Source organism: Pseudomonas serboccidentalis (genome assembly GCF_028830055.1).
In the GTDB taxonomy this organism is placed as follows: Bacteria; Pseudomonadota; Gammaproteobacteria; order Pseudomonadales; family Pseudomonadaceae; genus Aquipseudomonas; species Aquipseudomonas serboccidentalis.
Genome location: NZ_CP101655.1, coordinates 5,487,653 through 5,507,438 on the forward strand (window position 1 = coordinate 5,487,653; position 19,786 = coordinate 5,507,438).

The window sequence follows — 19,786 nt, forward strand, 5'->3', positions numbered from 1 at the left end:
GGTGGTCTCGCGGCCGAGCAGTTCGTGTTGTTCGGTAGAAGCGTGGAATTCTTTCATCTGTCTTGTTCCTTCAAAAATGGGTTTGGGTTGAATGAGCGGCTGGCGAGGCCGGGAATAAGCCGGCGCTACCTCGATCAGCGGACGTGCTTTCAGGCAGCCCGAGCCTCGCTCTCATCCGTTCCCGGAATCCTCTTCACGATGTAGCAGCGCTGGGGCCCAAGTCCGGGCAATCGGACCAGACTCGATGCCTTGCCATCGCTGGCCGGCTCCAGCACGCCGCGCTGCAACAACTCCTTGTTCACGGCGTTGATGTTCATGCCCCGGAAGATTTCGGAGCGCCATGCCTCCGGCAGCACGTAATAGGTGTTGGTGGTGTGCATGGTGTCGCCCATACCGTGCTCCAGCGTCTTGCGAAAACCGAGGCGGTCGATGGTGCGCGGACCGTGTTCATCGATCTTCGCCGCTGCCGATTCCCAGCGAGTGAAGCGACTTTCGCCGAAGCGTTCGATGACCTGGCGCAGCCGCGCCAAAATCGCATCGCCCTCGAAGTTTCCGGCGCCACCGCGCTCGTGGAGCCAAGCGTTCAAGCACACGCGAGCGGCGGTGGTGGCCGTGCCATCCGGCCAGCCGGTGATGCCCATCGCGGTGGCCAACTCGCCAGCGGCTGCTGCAAGGCCGAAGCGGGCGGCAGCGCGGTGCGCCTGTCCGCTGGCGGATGCAGGGAGCGACTGCGCAATAAAGCCTTCCAGCGTGCGGCGCAGGATTGCCGCCCAGCCGTGGCGCTTGCCGGGTTCGCATAGCGCGGACAGGAACGCGGTAAGCGGGGTGCCGTAGTAGTTCGCTACGCGAGCCTTGAGTGCGTCGGACAGAGTGGCGGCGTCTTCGAAACCGTTGAGTGTGTCGAACATGCCAAGGCCTCTGCTGGCATCCGCCGGAACGGCGAGCATGCGTACCTCCATGCCGGCTTTCAGCTCCTTGTTGGCCTCGGCCATGTGCTGGGCTAAGGTCTTTTCACCGGTGGAGAGAAACAGCAGGCGCCATTCCTGCACCTGTCGGCCCGCTTGGCCTCGATCATTGGCGCGGGCCTTGCCGGTGCCGTTGCCGAGCATGTACACGGTCTCGCCGATGATGCGGGCATCACACATGCCGATTTCATCGAGCACCAGAAGCCCGTCGGAATGCGCGGCAGCGATCGACTCAAGCGCGTTGTCGGTCGAGCGCCACGAGCGCACCAGGCGCGGCCCTCCGTAAACCGAGGCGGCAACCTGCAGGTGCGTGGTCTTGCCGCCGGAGCTGTCGCCGTACAGGTGAAAGCCGCCCGATTCGTGGCCGAGCATGTGCAACAGGGGGCCGGCGAAGGCCACGCCGACGACAAACGCCAAACGATGGTTGCCGATACACAGCGCACCGATTTGCTGTTGCCATTGTTCCAACGTGCCCGCTTCGCTGATCGGCGGAAGCTGCGCGCCGGCCTCGTAGAAGTGCAGGTGTTCCGCGTGCATGCCGACCTGTTGCTCGGGCAACAGAAAGGCGTTGTCATGCCAACCCAAACGAGTGACCAGACGCGCACGTTGAGCACTGTCGAAGCCGCCCAGGTAACTCTGCAAATCGTTGCGTGCGTTGCGCCCCGAACGACTGCCGGCTAGACGCAACCCCATGTCCACCAATGGGCCGAGTACGTCCTTACCGAAGTCGCCGGTCATGGTGCGCGCCGGGATGTTCCAGCGTTTCTTGGTGCCGTCGGGGTCGTCGAACTCGACCAGCAAGCCCCAGTTGTGGCCCTTCTCGTCACGGGTACGCGCAAGGATCGCCAGCGGCGAACATACCGGGCGTGCTTCACCGTCGTCGCCGGCATAAAACACACCTTCGGGCGTCAGGCGAAAGCCTCCCGGCATCAGATCGTTTTTCGATTTTGCCGGACGCTTGGTTGCTGCTTTGGGTTTCGGTTCCGGCTCTGGTTCCGGCTTGGGTCCCACCTGGGCAATTACCGGTTTTTCTTCGATCACTCCGAACAGCTCGCCGCTGCTTTGCAGTTCGGCGAAGTGGCCCGCGCTCCAGCCTTTGGCGAGCGCATCGGCGGCATCGTCGCCGTCATCCCATTGACCACCTTTGGCGAACGCGGCGTGGTCGTTCTTCAACGTTGGCTTGCGTTTAAACACCTCCAGCGCGATGACCCGGACCGAGGCGGCGCCGATTTCCCGCAGCCTCTCGGCGACGATGTCCATGCAGGCTTTACCGCTATCATCGTTGTCCGGCCACAACACCACGTCGCGTCCCTTGAGCGGCGTCAGGTCGGCTTTGTGCCAGGAGTTGGAGCCGTTCGGCCAGCAGGTGGCCACGTAGTCCTGCAGCAACTCAGCGGCGGCATCTGCCGCTTTCTCGCCTTCGCACAGAACCACCGGTGCGTCGGCGCGCTGGGCCAGTTCATCAAGGCGCAGCAGCGGACGCGGATCCGGCAGCCCCTGCCAGCGCCATTGTTTGGTTTGGCTATCGGCGCGCTGACACCACGTCAGGGGCGCAAAGACCTTCTTCGGCTTGCCGTCTTCATCGGGGCCGAGGTCGAAGCGATACAGCGCCATGAGCGGCTGACCCTGCGCGTCACGATAGATCCAGACCTTGGACGGCACACCATGATCACGATGCTTGGCCGGACACTTGTTCATGGCCTCGGCCGGGATCGGCTGGATGGCGTTCCACGTCGGTGCCTTCGACTTACTTGGGGCGGCCTTAACCTTGGCGGCGCCGGGCGCAACGTTCAGCCAATCTGCCAGTTTGTGGCAGGCTTCCACGTCGGTGCCGCCGTCCAGATAGCGCACCAGATCGATCAGGTCGCCGCCTTTGTCGCCGGTGGCAAAGTCTGCCCAGGTACCCTTGTTCAAATTGACCTTGAGCGAACCGGCGCGCTTGTCGCTGCGGGTTGGATTGGGGGCGGTGTATTCCTTGCCGCCGTCCACGCGCTTGCCATTGGGCAGCCAGTGCGACAAGACACGATCAATGTCTTTCAGCGCGGCGGCTTTCACGTCGGCAAAGCTTGGGCGTTTCGCGGTGCTGTTCGGGCGCTGGCTCATGTCTCAGCCCTCGGCAGAAACAACGCGTCGTTAATGTCATCAATCAGCGCTTTGGCCATCTCGCCCAGGTACAGAGCAGGCCAACTGAAACGCTCGCCGTTGTCACTCATGGCAGCGTCGAAATTGAGTTGATTCGCGTGATGCTGAAGCAACGACACCATCTCCAGTGCGTCTTCGACTGGCACACCGGCATTGACGCGAAACAGCTTCAGGTCAGAGGCATTGACGCGGGAAAAGGTGGCGTGACCTAGCGTGGTGGAGGTGGTCATAGCGCACCGCCTTTCTGCACCGCAGGCGTTGACGTGGTGTCGCCGTGCATGGCCAGCGTTTTGATCAGGCCGAGGGTGCCGCGAACGTCCCAGAGGACGGCAGCAATGACGTGATTGGCAAGGCGCGAGGATTCGTTTTCGAAGTGATCCTCAAGCAACGTCAGCACCGAGTCAGCGCGGTCGATAGCGCAGGTGATGGCGTCGATAGGAATGCCGGCCTCTGCGGTCGGATTCACGCAAAGCAGGTTTTCGGGCAGGGCAAAACTCAGTGAGTTGTTCATTGGGCACCGCCTGCGGTTTCGAGCGCGCGGGCTTTGGCCATGTGAGCGTTGTAGCGGGAGAGGCGTGTAGCGAGGCTGGAGTTGGCGTGTAAAGCGGCGAGAGCCATTGCACGATGTGCAGCGGCGCGAATTTTGGACGGATTGAGGGCGTGTTGCATTTGTGAAGGCTCCTTGTACTGAGGAACCGCCACCGTCTGCCGCCAAGCAGATTAGGGTGACGGATTGCGCAGGATTGGCGGACCGGCGTACAAGGAGACCGGCGCACCCGAGGGTGCTCCTACGCAACCCGCCATAACACGGGAATGCGGGCACAAAAAAAGCGCCTGCAATCGTAATGGGGGCGCTGTTGCGCCTTGTACTGTATGGGCCGCCAAGCCCAATCGCTGAATTTGCAGCGACGCCCAGAGAGTAACGTCCGTTTTTCCAAAGTGCAACTGCGCTGATGGCTTGCGGTTTTTTCAGGTGCGGCATAAATTGTTCGAGCATGTAGATTGACCTCAACGCCTCCGGATCGCTTCCGGAGGCGTTTTCGTTTCAGGCATGGGCTTCCCAGCGCAGGGAGAGAAGGGGCAGGAATCCTCCGCTGAGCATGGAGCGGGCATCTTCGTAGGCGTCGACCTGCTGGCCTTCGTCGACGACTACGGCACCCGTCTTTTCGCAGTGGAGGGAGAGGGCGCACCAGGTGCCGTCGGCCCAACTGAGCACGCTGACAACGCGACCTTGCCTGTCATGCTGGCTGCGGTAGCGTTCAAGACGCTGCATGACGCGAGACGAGAAACCGATCCGACGCAACACGGAAAAGGGATGCATCAAAGCGTTGTTTGCAGTCTTGTGGCTCATGCAGCCACCTGATCGCGTGCCTCGATGCGGCTGCGCGCCCACGCTTGAACTTCAGAAAGGACCCAGGCGACAGGGGCGCCGCGTGCGTTGCTGTTGCTCAGTTTGACGGGCTGCGGAAAGCCGCAGTCGGTGCGCTGCATCAGTTTGTAGATGGTCGAACGCTTCATCCCCACGATGCCTTCCACCTCCCGCATGCGGATCAAAGTTGAAGTGGCATCAAAAAGTGAGGTGGCGTTGGCGGGAGTCTTGCGGGGAAAATCGGTGACAGAGGTGTTCATAGGTATTGCTCTCGATTGATTTGGACAACGAGAGCAATGGTCTAGAGATTGGTCGGTGGTGAGCAGTTCACTTCCATTTGAAATGACATTGAAATATCGGTCACACCACCAAATTGCGCTTCAGGATTCCCTCCACGCTTTTGCGGGTTAGCGCTTTTTCGGTTTCCAGTGTCACCCACTCAGCGCGCTGCTTTAGTGGTTTGGACACCTCCCGTTCCAGCCAGGCGTGAACCGCCGTGGTCACGTTACGCCGTGACATTCCGCTAGCCACGTAGTGTCGACCTTGCCTAATGATTGCTGTATCTCGTGCGCCGATTTCTTCGTTACGCTCCATTCCGCTGATGATGCCTCCCTTAGTGCGGATAGCGTTCTCGATTGCCCTGTAAGCGATTGGGGTCAGCTCGTCACTGATCAAGCAGGGTAGGGATGTTATGGGCTCCAAAAACAGCACGTACTGGTCCAGTGCCTCAATACGTTCGTTAGGATCGACCTGCCTTTCCACAACCTGACAATAAAGGTCCCACGGCCAATCCGTCGGAGGCTCGGCAACATGCGACCAAGCCTCTTGTTCGGTGGAGCGCATCCAGTCCGCTAAGGCGCTCAGCGCTTTTACTGCGCAGGCCATGATGTAGGCTGCGTATGCCTCGCGTTCCGATGCTGAATGGCACTTGCTGTATTGGCGAACCCAATGCGCGAGACGGTTTTTTTTGTCGGTTGAGGCGTACTGAAAAATAGCCTCCTCATGCATCGTTGTCTGGATGCACATGCTGCTCATGTCGCTGCTGATGTTGCCGGCGTGGATGCGAATGCAGCACTGATTGATCAGCTCGCACGCGTCAGTGATCTGTTCATTGCAGAGCACGTAGAGTGGCTGCTCTGAGAGATATTGGATCAGTCCAGCGGTTAGCGCCGAGTGCAAAATCGGGTGGGTATCAATCATGCGAATGGCTCTCGACGTGCAACCCGCTTTCCCTCGCCCTGCGAGTTTGAAGCGTAGCCAGCGGGCTTTGCGCTATGGCCAAGTGTGAGGGAGTGTCGGCCCGCAGCAGGCAAGGGGCCTATCGTAGCGTTACACAATCGGCGTGCGTTACATCGAGTGTACGGAATAGCGTGCTGGAGTGTAACGGGGTTCAAAGCCAATGAATCCGGGGGATTGGCCGGCACCGTTACACGAGTAACACTCGTAACATGGATTCTGGAGGCGGTATGGATAGGTGCATTCATACCGCTTCTCCAAATTGTTCCTTGGTCACCTGGTCGTTTGCCAACGCATCAAGGTGATCTGCATACCACTGCATCATCTTCACCCTGTACTCTAGGTATTGAGCCTTGTTGTATACCCCGGATATTCCCTCTTCTTTGTGAGCAAGCTGCGCTTCGACATGCTCTTTCGGCCAGCCGTGTTCCCTGAGCAAAGTGCTGGCGGTGTGGCGAGTCCCATGCCCAACCAAGCGGCCTTTGTAACCAACCGTCGCGAAGACTTTATTGATTGTGTTTTCACTAATCGTTGGATTCTTCGCGCCCACTCCGGGGAAAAGCCAGCGGCTGCGACCAGTAAGGCAGTGAAGTTCTTTGAGAGCGGAAAGCGCTTGCTTAGGGAGTGGGCATACAAAGTCCCTGCGCATCTTCATCTTGGCGGCAGGCGTCGTCCATAACGCTTTATCAAGGTCGAACTCTTTCCATTCAGCTAACCGAACCATGCCCGGTCTAGATGCGGTCCAGATACAGAGCCATGCTGCAGTCCGGGCCGTCAGCCTGCTGGGAGTGTTTTTGAGTGCTTGGAGGAACTCTGCCAACTCAGGCTCAAGTAAATGAGGATGTTGCTGAGTCTTCGGAGCTTGAGCTGCAATATCTCGTAGCCGACTGCCCGGATCGTTTTCCGTGAGGCCCAAACCGATGGCTCGCCCGAATATCTGATTGATCCAAGTGCGACACTTTTCCGCCACGTTGTGTGCGTCCCGGGCTTCGATGGATGCTTGGAGCTCCGCGCAGTCGGTACGGGTGACTTCGTCTAGAGGCTTATCTCCCAGTGCCGGAAGTATGTCTTTGTCGAGGTAGGTGCGGATTTTGTTGAGAGTGGAGGGTGCGAGACCCTTTTCCTCTTTTGCCTTCAGCCAGGCATCAGCGGCAGCTCGAAAGGTTCGGGTCTTGGCCGCATCGATAGCAGCTTTCGCGGATCGCTTTTGTTCAAGAGGATCGGCACCGCTACTCACTACTTTGCGTAGATCGGCAGCTTTGTCCCTTGCCAACGCGCCACTAACTTCCGGGTAACCCCCGAGCCCCATCCAAGCCCAATTGCCCGCCGGACGTTTGTAGCGGAGCTGCCAGGATTTACCACCATCAGGTTTAACCCTGAAGTAGAGGCCGTTTCCGTCCAGCTCCCTGTATTCCTTTGATTCCGGCTCCAATCCCGCAAGTGTCGTGTCAGCGAGAGGGCGGCGCTTGATGTCTGCGCGCTTCATCCTTGTATCCCAAAGTTCGGTATTTTTCTCAGGATACAAGCAGGGATACAGGGATACAACGGATAAGGGGAGACAGGGGTAGACAGACAGGCACAAAAAAACCGGCCAAGTGGCCGGTTTCTTTGGGTCTGAGAGGTTGGTAGAGACTCTCAGATACTGCTATGTGGTGCCCCGAGGGAGACTCGAACTCCCACTCCTTTCGAAAACGGATTTTGAATCCGCCGCGTCTACCAATTCCGCCATCAGGGCTCAATGGCGGCGAAGTATAGAGAGGTGATTACCGTTGGTCAATCACGTTTCATGGTCAATTTTTGATAATTCCGCTAGACTTTCCGGCCCTGCTAGACGAACCCCATCATGCGCGTTGCTGACTTTACCTTCGAGCTTCCTGATTCGCTGATTGCCCGCCACCCTTTGGCCGAGCGTCGCGGTAGTCGCCTGTTGACCCTGGATGGGGTCAGCGGCGCCTTGGCACACCGTCAATTCACTGATTTGCTTGAGCATTTGCGCCCGGGCGATTTGATGGTGTTCAACAATACCCGGGTGATTCCGGCGCGGTTGTTCGGGCAGAAAGCCTCGGGCGGCAAGCTGGAAATCCTCATCGAACGGGTGCTCGATACGCACCGCGTGCTGGCCCATGTGCGCTCCAGCAAGTCGCCCAAGCCGGGTTCGAAGATCCTGATCGACGGCGGTGGCGAAGCCGAGATGCTCGCGCGTCACGATGCGCTGTTCGAGCTGGCCTTCGCTGAAGAAGTGCTGCCGCTGCTCGATCGCGTCGGGCACATGCCGTTGCCTCCTTATATAGACCGCCCGGACGAAGGTTCGGATCGCGAGCGCTATCAGACCGTGTACGCCCAGCGTCTCGGTGCGGTGGCGGCGCCGACGGCGGGGCTGCATTTCGACCAGTCGCTGATGGAGGCGATTGCCGCCAAGGGCGTCGAGACCGCGTTCGTCACCCTGCACGTCGGTGCCGGCACGTTCCAGCCGGTGCGCGTCGAGAAGATCGAAGATCACCACATGCACAGCGAGTGGCTGGAAGTCGGCCAGGATGTGGTCGACGCCGTTGCCGCGTGCCGCGAGCGTGGCGGGCGAGTGATTGCCGTGGGCACCACCAGCGTGCGTTCGCTGGAAAGTGCCGCGCGCGATGGCGTGCTCAAGCCGTTCAGTGGCGACACCGACATCTTTATCTACCCGGGCCGGCCGTTCCATGTGGTCGACGCCCTGGTCACCAACTTCCATTTGCCCGAATCCACGCTGTTGATGCTGGTTTCGGCGTTCGCCGGTTATCCCGAAACCATGGCCGCCTATAAAGCCGCCGTCGATAACGGGTACCGCTTTTTCAGCTACGGTGATGCGATGTTCATTACCCGTAATCCCGCACCGACTGCCCCTGAACACACAGGCCCAGAGGAAACAGAATGAGTCGCGAATGTCGCATGTCCTTTGAACTCCTGGCCACCGATGGCAAGGCCCGTCGTGGTCGCCTGACCTTCCCGCGTGGCACCGTCGAGACCCCGGCCTTCATGCCGGTGGGCACCTACGGCACCGTCAAGGGCATGTTGCCGCGTGACATCGTTGCCACCGGCGCAGAAATCATTCTGGGCAACACCTTCCACCTGTGGCTGCGCCCGGGCACCGAGGTGATCAAGGAGCACGGCGACCTGCACGATTTCATGCAGTGGAAAGGCCCGATCCTCACCGACTCCGGCGGCTTCCAGGTGTTCAGCCTGGGCGCGATGCGCAAGATCAAGGAGGAGGGCGTGACCTTCGCCTCTCCGGTCGACGGCTCGAAAGTGTTCATGGGCCCGGAAGAATCGATGCAGGTGCAGCGCGATCTCGGCTCCGACATCGTGATGATCTTCGACGAATGCACGCCGTACCCGGCTGACGAAGACGTCGCGCGGGTGTCGATGGAGTTGTCGCTGCGCTGGGCCCAGCGTTCGAAAAATGCCCACGGTGACAACACCGCGGCGCTGTTCGGCATCGTTCAGGGCGGCATGCACCAGGATCTGCGCATGCGTTCGCTGGAAGGTCTGGACAAGATCGGCTTCGACGGCCTGGCCATCGGCGGTCTGTCGGTGGGCGAGCCCAAGCACGAGATGATCAAGGTGCTGGATTATCTGCCGGGCATGATGCCGGCTGACAAACCTCGTTACCTTATGGGCGTTGGCAAACCGGAAGATCTGGTTGAGGGTGTGCGCCGCGGTGTGGACATGTTCGATTGCGTGATGCCAACCCGTAATGCCCGCAATGGGCATCTATTCATTGATACAGGCGTGCTGAAGATCCGTAACGCGTTCCATCGCCATGATGATTCGCCGCTGGATCCGACCTGCGATTGCTATACCTGCCAGAACTTCTCCCGCGCTTATCTGCATCACCTGGACAAGTGCGGCGAAATGCTGGGAAGCATGCTCAATACCATCCATAACTTGCGCCATTATCAGGTGCTGATGGCTGGTTTGCGCGAGGCTATTCAACAGGGTACATTGGCCGCCTTTGTCGATGCCTTCTACGCCAAACGCGGGCTCCCCGTTCCGCCTTTGGACTGAGTTTTCTGACCCCAAGATTCAACATTTGCAACTGGAGTGCTAAATGAGCTTTTTTATCTCTAATGCCATGGCTGACGCAGCTGCACCGGCTGCTGCTGGCCCAATGGGCGGCGGCTTCGAGTGGATTTTCCTGGTCGGCTTCCTGGTCATCTTCTATCTGATGATCTGGCGTCCACAGGCCAAGCGCGCCAAAGAGCAGAAGAACCTGCTGAGCAGCCTTGCCAAGGGCGACGAAGTGGTCACCACCGGCGGCATCGCCGGCAAGATCACCAAAGTGGCCGATGACTTCGTGGTTCTGGAAGTTTCCGACACCGTGGAAATGAAGTTCCAGAAGGGCGCCATCGCCGCCACGCTGCCAAAAGGCACGCTGAAAGCGATCTAAGGTTCCAACTTCTACTCAATCGACGGGGCGCGCAAGGCGCCCCGCGTTCATAACGGGCGGCGTGATGCTGAACAAATATCCTCTGTGGAAATACATTCTGATCCTGGCGGTGCTGGCGATCGGTCTGATTTATTCCGCTCCCAATCTATACCCCGATGACCCGGCCATTCAGATCAGCGGCGCCAGCACGGCTCTGCAGGTCAATCAGGCCGATCTGGATCGCGTCAGCACTGCGCTGCGTGAGTCCGGCATCAACGTCAAGGCTTCGAGCCTGGCGGCCAACGGCAAGGGCGGCCTGATCCGTCTGACCAAGGCTGAAGACCAGCTGCCGGCCAAGGACGTTGTGCGCAAGGCATTGGGTGATGACTATGTCGTCGCATTGAACCTGGCACAAACCACCCCGCAATGGCTGCGCAACCTGGGTGCGCACCCGATGAAGCTGGGTCTGGACTTGTCCGGTGGTGTGCACTTCCTGCTGGAAGTGGACATGGATAAAGCCCTCGACGCACGCCTGAAAGTCTACGAAGGCGACGTCAAGAGCCTGCTGCGCAAAGAGAAGCTGCGCTATCGCAGCCTGCCGCAGCTCAATGGTGCCATTCAACTGGGCTTTGCCGATGCAGACTCCCGTGAGCAGGCCCGTGCGCTGATCCGCAAGAACTTCAACGATTTCGACATTGTTCCGGCCGACCTCAACGGTCAACCGGTGCTGCGTCTGGCGATGACCCCGGCCAAGCTGGCGGAAATCCGTGAATACTCCATCAAGCAGAACTTGACCACGGTACGTAACCGCGTCAACGAGCTGGGTGTTGCCGAACCGATCGTTCAGCGTCAGGGCGCCAACCGCATCGTGGTTGAGCTGCCGGGCGTGCAAGACACTGCCGAAGCCAAGCGTATCCTCGGCAAGACGGCCAACCTTGAGTTCCGTCTGGCTGCAGAGCCGGGTGCTTCGAAAGCCACTTCCGAAACCTTCGAGTTCCGTGAAGGCAAGCGTCCTCCTGCACAGATCGAGCGTGGCCTGATCATCACCGGTGACCAGGTGACTGACGCCAAGGCCGGTTTCGGCGAGCACGGCACCCCGGAAGTGAACATCCGTCTGGATGGCCACGGTGGCGAGCTGATGAGCCGCGCGACCCGTTCGAACGTGGGTCGCAGCATGGCCGTGATCTTCATCGAACAGCGTCCGGTGACCACTTACACCAAGCAGGTTGTGGACGGCGTCGAGAAAGACGTACCGGTACAGACTTTCAAGGAAGAGAAGAAGATCATCAGTCTGGCGACCATTCAGTCGCCGCTGGGTGCGCAGTTCCGTATCACCGGCCTGAACGGCCAGGGCGAGTCGTCCGAGCTGGCGCTGCTGTTGCGTGCCGGTGGTCTGGCGGCGCCGATGTACTTCGCTGAAGAGCGCACAATCGGTCCGAGCCTGGGTGCTGACAACATCACCAAGGGTATCGATGCATCGCTGTGGGGCATGCTGTTCGTCTCGCTGTTCATCATCGCCATCTACCGCTTCTTCGGTGTGATCGCCACCGTCGCACTGGCTGTGAACATGGTGCTGCTGCTGGCCCTGATGTCGCTGCTGGGTGCAACGCTGACCCTGCCGGGTATCGCCGGTATCGTGTTGACCATGGGTATGGCGGTCGACGCCAACGTGCTGATCTTCTCGCGGATTCGTGAAGAGATCGCCGCCGGCATGACCGTACAGCGTGCAATCAACGAAGGCTTCGGCCGGGCATTCACCGCGATTCTCGACGCCAACCTGACCACTCTGCTGGTCGGCGGCATCCTCTTCGCCATGGGCACCGGCCCGGTGAAGGGTTTCGCAGTGACCATGTCCCTCGGGATCTTTACCTCGATGTTCACGGCCATCATGGTGACCCGCGCGATGGTCAACCTGATCTTCGGCGGTCGTGACTTCAAGAAGTTGTGGATTTAAGGGGCTGCCATGTTACGTACAATCAACTTCATGGGCGTTCGCAACTTCGCGTTCGGCGTCACAGTGTTTCTCACGTTGCTGGCTATTTTCAGCGTCGTCCACAAGGGCATGAACTGGGGTCTGGACTTCACCGGCGGTACGCTCATCGAGCTGACCTACGAGCGTCCGGCCGATGTCACCAAAGTGCGTGAGCAACTGGTGACTTCCGGTTACCACGAGGCCATCGTGCAGAACTTCGGTGCGACCACCGACCTGTTGGTGCGCATGCCGGGTGAAGACCCGCAGTTGGGCCATCAAGTGGCGGACGCCCTGCAGAAAGTCGGCGGCGACAACCCGGCGACGGTCAAGCGCGTCGAGTTCGTCGGCCCGCAGGTCGGGGAAGAGCTGCGCGACCAGGGCGGCCTCGGCATGCTCCTGGCGCTCGGCGGTATCCTGATCTACCTGGCTTTCCGCTTTCAGTGGAAATTCGCAGTCGGCGCCATCGTTTCGCTGATTCACGACGTGATCGTGACCGTCGGTATCCTGTCGTTCTTCCAGATCACCTTCGACCTGACGGTACTGGCGGCAGTGCTGGCGATCATCGGTTACTCGCTGAACGACACCATTGTGGTATTCGACCGGGTTCGTGAGAACTTCCGTGTGCTGCGCAAGGCTTCGCTGATCGAGAACATCAACATCTCGACCACTCAGACCCTGCTGCGGACCATGGCGACGTCGATCTCTACCTTGCTGGCGATCGCGGCGCTGCTGTTCTTCGGTGGCGACAACCTGTTCGGCTTCTCGATCGCCCTGTTCATCGGTGTTCTGGCGGGTACCTACTCGTCGATCTACATCGCGAACGTGGTGCTGATCTGGCTGAACCTGAGCACTGAGGATCTGATTCCTCCGGCTAACACCGAGAAGGAAGTCGACGACCGTCCATAACGGCCATCGCTTCTCCGGCTGTCAGCCCGAAAAAGGCGCGAGTTGAACTCGCGCCTTTTTTTATGCTCCAAGGCTGGGAGAAGCGCGGGCGCGTCCCGTATGTGATGGTCAGGAGGTTCATGTGAACAAGTCGTTGCTGGTTGGTGCGGTATTGGGTGCTGTCGGTGTGACTGCCGGGGGCGCTGTTGCCACCTACAGCCTGGTTAAAAGCGGCCCTGAGTATGCGCAAGTACTGGCCGTTGAACCGGTCAAAACACAGATCAAGACTCCACGTGAAGTGTGCAAGGACGTGACAGTGACTCGTCAGGCACCGGTAAAAGATCAACATCAGATTGCCGGTACGGTGGTGGGTGCACTGGCAGGCGGTTTGTTGGGTAATCAGATTGGCGGCGGCACCGGCAAGAAGATTGCCACGGTAGCCGGTGCAGTCGGTGGCGGTTATGCCGGTAACAAGGTGCAGGAGGGCATGCAAGAGCGTGACACTTACACCACTACCCAAACCCGCTGCAACACGGTCAATGACATCAGTGACAAGGTCGTAGGTTACGACGTGCGTTATTCGCTGGATGGCAAGGAAGGAAAAGTGCGGATGGATCGCGATCCGGGCAACCAGATTCCGGTCGACAAGGAAGGCAAGTTGATTCTGTCGCAGAACGAGCCGGGTCAGTGATCGGCTAAGTGGACTCAAAAAGAAGCACCCTGCGGGGTGCTTTTTTTGTGCCCCCATTTAAGTCGCACAACAAATCCTCTGTAGGAGTGAGCCTGCTCGCGATAGCGTTTTTCCATTCAAAACAAGTGGCGACTGATACACCGCTATCGCGAGCAGGCTCACTCCTACAGAGGGCCGGAGGTGTGCCGGGTGACGAATTCCAGGTATAAAAAAAGCACCCCGCAGGGTGCTTTTTGCGTTTCGCGAAAAGCTTAGCGCTTCAGCGAAGCCGGCAGGTGCGGCTGGATGGCCGTCAGTACTGCCTTGAAGCATTTGGTGTTGCCGGCAACGATGTGGCCTTTTTCAAGGAAGTCGTGACCGCCGGTGAAGTCGCTCACCAGACCACCAGCTTCCTGGATCAGCAGGGCGCCGGCAGCCATGTCCCACTCGGACAGGCCCGATTCCCAGAACGCGTCGAAACGACCGGCAGCCACGTAGGCCAGGTCCAGGCTGGCGGAACCGGCGCGGCGGATGCCGGCAGTCTGGCCAACCAGGGCGCGGAACATGCCCAGGTAGTTGTCGAGGTTGTCCATCTGGTCGTCACGGAACGGGAAGCCAGTACCCAGCAGAGCGCCGTCGAGGCTGGTGCGACCGCTGACGCGCAGACGACGACCGTTCAGTTGAGCACCGCGACCACGGCTGGCGGTGAATTCTTCCTGGCGAACCGGGTCCAGAACCACTGCGTGTTCCAGGCGGCCACGGTATTTGCAGGCAATGCTGACAGCAAAGTGAGGGATGCCGCGCAGGAAGTTGGTGGTGCCGTCCAGTGGGTCGATGATCCACAGGTACTCTTCGCCTTCGATGCCGTTACCGACGTGCATGCCGGTCTCTTCACCCTGGATCGAGTGATTCGGGTAAGCCTTGCGCAGGGCATCGATGATTTTCTGTTCGGCGGCGCGATCCACCTCGGATACATAATCCTTGGCGTCTTTTTCGTCGACCTTGATGGTATCCAGGCGCTCGATGGAGCGGAAGATCAGTTCACTGGCGCTGCGGGCGGCGCGCAGCGCGATATTCAGCATGGGCTGCATGGATGTGTCACCTAAGGTTGTTAAAGAAAGCCGCGCATTCTATCAGAACTTTTCTTCAGGTGAAGGTCGCTGTTCGCATTCATAGCTTAACGGTAGGCTGTTCTGTAAGATTTGCACCCCTTTCCTGTGTCCGAGAGCGCCTCCCTTGCTGCAGAACATTCGTGTCGTCCTGGTCAATACCAGCCACCCCGGCAACATCGGCGGGGCCGCGCGCGCCATGAAAAACATGGGTCTGTCGCGGCTGGTGCTGGTCGAACCGCGGTTGTTCCCGCATCACGAAGCCGATGCGCGTGCTTCCGGTGCCGGGGATATCCTTGAAAACGCTCAAGTCGTCGCCACCTTGGAAGACGCGCTGGTGGGCTGCAATCTGGTGCTGGGTACCAGCGCCCGTGACCGCCGCATTCCCTGGCCGCTGCTCGATCCGCGCGAATGCGGGAGCAAGGTGGTCGAGGAAGCCGGGCAGGGCGCGGAAATCGCTTTGGTGTTCGGTCGTGAAGACTCCGGCCTGACCAATGAAGAGCTGCAGCGATGTCACTTTCACGTGCACATCCCCTCCGATCCTGAGTTCAGCTCGCTGAACCTCGGGGCGGCGGTGCAGGTGTTGAGCTATGAAGTGCGTATGGCCTGGCTGGCCGCTCAGGGGCAGCCGACCAAGATCGAGAAAGAAGAAGTGGCTTCGGTGAAAAGCGCCGAGCTCGCGACCATGGATGAGCTGGAGCGCTTTTATGAGCATCTGGAGCAGACGCTGGTGGCCATCGAGTTTCTCGATCCGGAAAAACCACGACACTTGATGGCGCGCCTGCGCCGGTTGTACGGACGCAGCTCGGTCAGCCGGGCGGAAATGAATATTTTGCGTGGCATCCTCACGGAAACCCAAAAAGCGGCCCGTGGTGAGCTTCTTAAGCGGAAGGACTAAATGATGTTTGAGCGTTTGCGTGAAGATATCCAGAGCGTATTCCATCGAGACCCGGCGGCGCGTAACGCTTTTGAAGTCCTGACCTGCTACCCCGGCATGCATGCAATCTGGATTCATCGATTGGCCGGTATGCTGTGGCGCAACGAGCTGAAGTGGCTGGCGCGACTGGTGTCGAACTTCGGTCGCTGGTTGACCGGCATCGAGATTCATCCGGGCGCCAAGGTCGGTCGGCGCTTCTTCATCGATCACGGCATGGGCATCGTCATCGGTGAAACTGCCGAGATTGGCGATGACGTGACCATTTACCAGGGCGTGACCCTCGGTGGCACCAGTTGGAATAAAGGCAAACGTCATCCGACGCTGGGCGACGGCGTGGTCGTGGGGGCGGGCGCCAAGGTGCTTGGCCCGTTCACGGTGGGCGCCGGTGCCAAAGTCGGTTCCAATGCCGTGGTGACCAAAGAAGTACCGCCGGGCGCCACTGTTGTCGGTATTCCCGGGCGGATCATCGTCAAATCCGACGAAGAGCAGGACGCCAAGCGCAAAGCGATGGCCGAGAAGATCGGTTTCGATGCCTATGGTGTCAGCGAAGACATGCCGGACCCGGTGGCGCGCGCCATTGGTCAGTTGCTCGATCACCTGCAAGCGGTGGACGGGCGGCTGGAGGGGATGTGCGGCGCCCTGAAGGATCTGGGCAGTAATTACTGTGCCAAAGATCTGCCTGAGCTGCGCGAAGAAGACTTCGCCTGCGTCAAAGGCAAAGACGAATCCAAAGCTGGCTGATGCGTCTCTGTAGGCGCTGCCGAAGGCTGCGATCTTTTGATTTTGCTCTTCTATAAGATCAAAAGATCGCAGCCTGCGGCAGCTACTACACAGGCAGGCGGCAACCAGCGTGCCATTAGGCCGCAGACCCTGCTATCATTCGCGCGCTCTTTTGCGGGTAAACCCGACTAAAGCACTAGGTCTTATAGTTGACTTAAATGCTCGGGAATTGCATACTTCGCCCATTCCGAACTCCGTGGTAATTGTCCATGCGACTGACTACAAAAGGCCGATACGCCGTGACCGCCATGCTTGATCTGGCGTTGCACGCGCAGCACGGGCCGGTGTCCCTGGCCGATATCTCCGAGCGCCAAGGCATCTCCCTGTCCTATCTCGAACAGCTTTTCGCCAAGCTGCGCCGCAGTAACCTGGTTTCCAGTGTTCGCGGTCCAGGTGGTGGTTACCAGCTGTCGCGCGACATGCAGGGTATCCAGGTGGCTCAGGTGATCGATGCGGTCAACGAATCGGTCGATGCCACCAAGTGCCAGGGCCAGGGCGATTGCCATTCCGGCGACACCTGCCTGACCCATCACCTGTGGTGCGACCTGAGCCTGCAGATTCACGAATTTCTCAGCGGTATCAGCTTGGCCGACCTCGTAACTCGCCGTGAGGTGCAGGAAGTGGCCCAGCGTCAGGATCAGCGTCGTTGCAATGGCAAGGCGCCGCGCCTGGACAAGATTGAAGCGTCCGCCGTCGAATGACAGCCAAAGAGCTAGCGGCACGCCAGCCAGCCTGATTTAGGAGATAGTCCATGAAATTGCCGATTTACCTTGATTACTCTGCGACCACCCCGGTCGATCCGCGCGTTGCGCAAAAAATGAGTGAATGCCTGCTGGTCGACGGAAACTTCGGTAACCCGGCGTCCCGTTCCCACGTGTTCGGCTGGAAAGCTGAAGAGTCCGTCGAAAACGCCCGTCGTCAGGTGGCCGATCTGGTCAATGCCGACCCGCGTGAAATCGTCTGGACGTCCGGCGCCACCGAATCCGACAACCTGGCTATCAAGGGTGCGGCACATTTCTATGGCTCCAAGGGCAAGCACCTGATCACCAGCAAGATCGAACACAAGGCCGTCCTCGACACCATGCGCCAACTGGAGCGTGAAGGTTTCGAAGTGACCTACCTTGAGCCGACTGAAGACGGTCTGATCACCCCTGCGATGATCGAAGCGGCGCTGCGTGAAGACACCATCCTGGTGTCGGTCATGCACGTGAACAACGAAATCGGCACCATCAACGACATCGCTGCCATCGGCGAACTGACCCGCTCCAAGGGCGTCCTGCTGCATGTTGACGCGGCTCAGTCCACCGGCAAGGTCGAGATCGACCTGCAGAAGCTGAAAGTCGACATGATGTCGTTCTCTGCCCACAAAACCTACGGCCCTAAAGGCATTGGCGCGCTGTACGTCAGCCGCAAGCCACGTGTACGCATCGAAGCGACCATGCACGGTGGCGGTCACGAGCGTGGCATGCGTTCCGGCACCCTGGCGACTCACCAGATCGTCGGCATGGGCGAGGCGTTCCGTGTAGCCAAGGAAGACATGGCTGCCGAAAACGTGCGCATCAAAGCCCTGAGCGACCGTTTCTTCAAGCAGGTCGAGCACCTGGAAGAGCTGTACGTCAACGGCAGCCTGACTGCCCGCGTTCCGCACAACCTGAACCTGAGCTTCAACTATGTTGAAGGCGAGTCGCTGATCATGGCCCTCAAGGATCTGGCGGTATCGTCCGGTTCGGCCTGCACCTCGGCATCCCTTGAGCCTTCGTACGTGCTGCGCGCCCTGGGCCGCAACGACGAACTGGCACACAGCTCGATCCGTTTCACCTTCGGCCGTTTCACCACCGAAGAAGAAATCGACTATGCCGCGCAGAAAGTCTGCGAGGCCGTTACCAAGCTGCGCGCTCTGTCGCCGCTGTGGGACATGTACAAAGACGGTGTCGACATTTCGAAAATCGAGTGGGCGGCACACTGATTTCAAGTCGCCGCGAACCGGCCCTGCGACCCAAGGTTGCAGGGCTTAAAGAGCGACTCTCTGATGAGTGAGGATTAAGCACCATGGCTTACAGCGAAAAGGTCATCGACCACTACGAAAACCCGCGCAACGTCGGCAAGATGAACGCGGAAGACCCGGATGTCGGCACCGGCATGGTCGGCGCTCCGGCGTGCGGCGACGTGATGCGTCTGCAGATCAAGGTCAACGACCAGGGCGTTATCGAAGACGCCAAGTTCAAAACCTATGGCTGCGGTTCGGCAATCGCTTCCAGCTCCCTCGCCACCGAGTGGATGAAGGGCAAGACCCTGGACGAGGCCGAGACCATCAAGAACACTCAGCTGGCCGAAGAACTGGCCCTGCCGCCAGTGAAAATCCACTGCTCGGTACTCGCTGAAGACGCCATCAAGGCGGCCGTTCGCGACTACAAGCAGAAGAAAGGCTTGATCTAAGCATTGCGCGACGAGTAAGGAGTCAACGATGGCTATCAGCATGACAGAAGCGGCTGCTCGACACGTGCGACGCTCCCTCGACGGGCGCGGCAAAGGTGAAGGGATTCGTCTGGGTGTTCGCACCACAGGCTGTTCCGGCCTTGCCTACGTGCTGGAGTTTGTCGACGAGGTGGTTGCAGAGGATCAGGTGTTCGAAAGTCACGGCGAGAAAGTGATCATCGACCCGAAAAGCCTGGCCTACCTGGACGGCACCGAACTCGATTTCGTCAAGGAAGGGTTGAACGAAGGCTTCAAGTTCAACAATCCCAACGTACGCGGTGAATGTGGCTGCGGCGAAAGCTTCAACATCTGAGGCTTGTCGTGGGTATTCCTTGTCATTTCGCTTTATTCGAGCTGCAACCGAGCTTCCGTCTGGATCTCGAGCAGTTGGCCACGCGCTACCGTGAGTTGGCGCGCGGTGTTCATCCTGACCGCTTTGCCGACGCTTCCGAGCGTGAGCAGCGGGCGGCACTCGAGCAGTCTGCACGGCTCAATGATGCCTACCAGACGCTCAAGAGCCCGGCCCAGCGTGCGCGCTACCTGCTGACCATCAGCGGGCATGAAGTGCCGATGGAAGTCACGGTCCATGATCCCGAGTTTCTTCTGCAGCAGATGCAATGGCGCGAAGAGCTCGAAGACCTCCAGGACAGCGCCGATCTCGACGGTGTTGCGGTGTTCAAGCGTCGCTTGAAAGTCGCTCAGGAACAATTGAACGAAAGCTTCGCAGCCTGTTGGGATGATGCGGCGCAACGCGAACAGGCCGAACGCCTGATGCGGCGCATGCAGTTCCTCGACAAGCTCACCTACGAAGTGCGCCAGTTAGAAGAGCGCCTCGACGATTAACCCA

Annotated in this window: 21 protein-coding genes and 1 tRNA gene; 13 read left to right on the top strand and 9 right to left on the bottom strand. The window is 59.3% G+C overall.

Annotated elements, in window-relative coordinates:
* Positions 1–149: 149 nt before the first annotated feature.
* The 8 genes from NN484_RS25020 to NN484_RS25055 form a co-directional block, all read right to left on the bottom strand.
* Positions 150–3,068, bottom strand: a complete 2,919-nt coding sequence (locus tag NN484_RS25020) for a DUF927 domain-containing protein (protein WP_274658167.1) — start codon at positions 3,066–3,068, stop codon at positions 150–152.
* Positions 3,065–3,337: a DUF3077 domain-containing protein gene (locus NN484_RS25025; RefSeq protein WP_274658169.1), complete on the bottom strand. Its 273-nt coding sequence runs from the start codon at positions 3,335–3,337 to the stop codon at positions 3,065–3,067. Before NN484_RS25025 ends, NN484_RS25020 begins: the two co-directional genes overlap by 4 nt.
* Complete coding sequence (locus NN484_RS25030) at positions 3,334–3,618, bottom strand: hypothetical protein (RefSeq protein ID WP_133338415.1); 285 nt, start codon at positions 3,616–3,618, stop codon at positions 3,334–3,336. Before NN484_RS25030 ends, NN484_RS25025 begins: the two co-directional genes overlap by 4 nt.
* Positions 3,619–4,152: 534 nt before the next feature.
* On the bottom strand, positions 4,153–4,458 hold the full coding sequence (locus NN484_RS25035; RefSeq protein ID WP_274658170.1) for a hypothetical protein: 306 nt from the start codon (positions 4,456–4,458) through the stop codon (positions 4,153–4,155).
* Positions 4,455–4,736: a helix-turn-helix transcriptional regulator gene (locus tag NN484_RS25040; protein ID WP_274658171.1), complete on the bottom strand. Its 282-nt coding sequence runs from the start codon at positions 4,734–4,736 to the stop codon at positions 4,455–4,457. The genes NN484_RS25035 and NN484_RS25040 overlap by 4 nt, the downstream gene beginning before the upstream one ends.
* A 100-nt stretch (positions 4,737–4,836) precedes the next feature.
* Complete coding sequence (locus NN484_RS25045; protein ID WP_274658172.1) at positions 4,837–5,676, bottom strand: primase C-terminal domain-containing protein; 840 nt, start codon at positions 5,674–5,676, stop codon at positions 4,837–4,839.
* Between the two features lie 280 nt (positions 5,677–5,956).
* On the bottom strand, positions 5,957–7,198 hold the full coding sequence (locus tag NN484_RS25050; RefSeq protein ID WP_274658173.1) for a tyrosine-type recombinase/integrase: 1,242 nt from the start codon (positions 7,196–7,198) through the stop codon (positions 5,957–5,959).
* A gap of 164 nt (positions 7,199–7,362) precedes the next feature.
* Positions 7,363–7,447 (bottom strand) — tRNA-Leu (locus NN484_RS25055).
* Positions 7,448–7,555: 108 nt separating this feature from the next.
* Here NN484_RS25055 and queA point away from each other — a divergent pair.
* The 6 genes from queA to NN484_RS25085 all read left to right on the top strand — a co-directional run bounded on the left by queA (position 7,556) and on the right by NN484_RS25085 (position 13,659).
* Entirely contained in the window at positions 7,556–8,620 is a 1,065-nt protein-coding gene (queA, locus tag NN484_RS25060) for a tRNA preQ1(34) S-adenosylmethionine ribosyltransferase-isomerase QueA (RefSeq protein ID WP_127648211.1), read from the top strand.
* A 14-nt stretch (positions 8,621–8,634) separates the two neighbouring features.
* A complete protein-coding gene (gene tgt, locus NN484_RS25065; protein WP_161794909.1) occupies positions 8,635–9,750 on the top strand; it encodes a tRNA guanosine(34) transglycosylase Tgt in 1,116 nt (371 codons plus the stop codon).
* Positions 9,751–9,793: 43 nt separating this feature from the next.
* Positions 9,794–10,132 (top strand): preprotein translocase subunit YajC, encoded by a 339-nt coding sequence (gene yajC / locus NN484_RS25070; protein WP_003227923.1) that lies wholly within the window; start codon positions 9,794–9,796, stop codon positions 10,130–10,132.
* A gap of 64 nt (positions 10,133–10,196) precedes the next feature.
* A complete protein-coding gene (gene secD, locus NN484_RS25075) occupies positions 10,197–12,065 on the top strand; it encodes a protein translocase subunit SecD (protein WP_127648212.1) in 1,869 nt (622 codons plus the stop codon).
* A 9-nt stretch (positions 12,066–12,074) separates the two neighbouring features.
* Positions 12,075–12,989: a protein translocase subunit SecF gene (secF, locus tag NN484_RS25080; RefSeq protein ID WP_127648213.1), complete on the top strand. Its 915-nt coding sequence runs from the start codon at positions 12,075–12,077 to the stop codon at positions 12,987–12,989.
* 121 nt (positions 12,990–13,110) lie between these two features.
* On the top strand, positions 13,111–13,659 hold the full coding sequence (locus NN484_RS25085; RefSeq protein WP_007956693.1) for a glycine zipper 2TM domain-containing protein: 549 nt from the start codon (positions 13,111–13,113) through the stop codon (positions 13,657–13,659).
* A gap of 251 nt (positions 13,660–13,910) precedes the next feature.
* Here NN484_RS25085 and suhB read toward each other — a convergent pair whose 3' ends face one another.
* Positions 13,911–14,729 (bottom strand): type III secretion system regulator SuhB, encoded by an 819-nt coding sequence (suhB, locus tag NN484_RS25090; protein WP_003227916.1) that lies wholly within the window; start codon positions 14,727–14,729, stop codon positions 13,911–13,913.
* 145 nt (positions 14,730–14,874) lie between these two features.
* Here suhB and trmJ point away from each other — a divergent pair, with 145 nt between their 5' ends.
* From trmJ to hscB, 7 genes are all read left to right on the top strand, one after another.
* Positions 14,875–15,645, top strand: a complete 771-nt coding sequence (trmJ, locus tag NN484_RS25095) for a tRNA (cytosine(32)/uridine(32)-2'-O)-methyltransferase TrmJ (RefSeq protein ID WP_041071810.1) — start codon at positions 14,875–14,877, stop codon at positions 15,643–15,645.
* A gap of 3 nt (positions 15,646–15,648) precedes the next feature.
* Positions 15,649–16,425, top strand: a complete 777-nt coding sequence (gene cysE, locus NN484_RS25100; protein ID WP_007964422.1) for a serine O-acetyltransferase — start codon at positions 15,649–15,651, stop codon at positions 16,423–16,425.
* Between the two features lie 248 nt (positions 16,426–16,673).
* Positions 16,674–17,165 carry a Fe-S cluster assembly transcriptional regulator IscR gene (iscR, locus tag NN484_RS25105; protein WP_007956690.1) on the top strand — a complete coding sequence of 164 codons (492 nt, stop codon included), beginning with the start codon at positions 16,674–16,676 and terminating at the stop codon, positions 17,163–17,165.
* A 50-nt stretch (positions 17,166–17,215) separates the two neighbouring features.
* The gene (locus NN484_RS25110) at positions 17,216–18,430 is read left to right on the top strand and encodes an IscS subfamily cysteine desulfurase (RefSeq protein WP_003227909.1); all 1,215 of its coding nucleotides are present in this window, start codon (positions 17,216–17,218) and stop codon (positions 18,428–18,430) included.
* Positions 18,431–18,513: 83 nt separating this feature from the next.
* Positions 18,514–18,900 carry a Fe-S cluster assembly scaffold IscU gene (gene iscU, locus NN484_RS25115; protein ID WP_003227907.1) on the top strand — a complete coding sequence of 129 codons (387 nt, stop codon included), beginning with the start codon at positions 18,514–18,516 and terminating at the stop codon, positions 18,898–18,900.
* Positions 18,901–18,928: 28 nt separating this feature from the next.
* Entirely contained in the window at positions 18,929–19,252 is a 324-nt protein-coding gene (gene iscA, locus NN484_RS25120) for an iron-sulfur cluster assembly protein IscA (RefSeq protein ID WP_003227904.1), read from the top strand.
* 8 nt (positions 19,253–19,260) lie between these two features.
* Complete coding sequence (gene hscB, locus NN484_RS25125) at positions 19,261–19,782, top strand: co-chaperone HscB (protein ID WP_102357322.1); 522 nt, start codon at positions 19,261–19,263, stop codon at positions 19,780–19,782.
* The last annotated feature ends 4 nt before the right edge of the window (positions 19,783–19,786 follow it).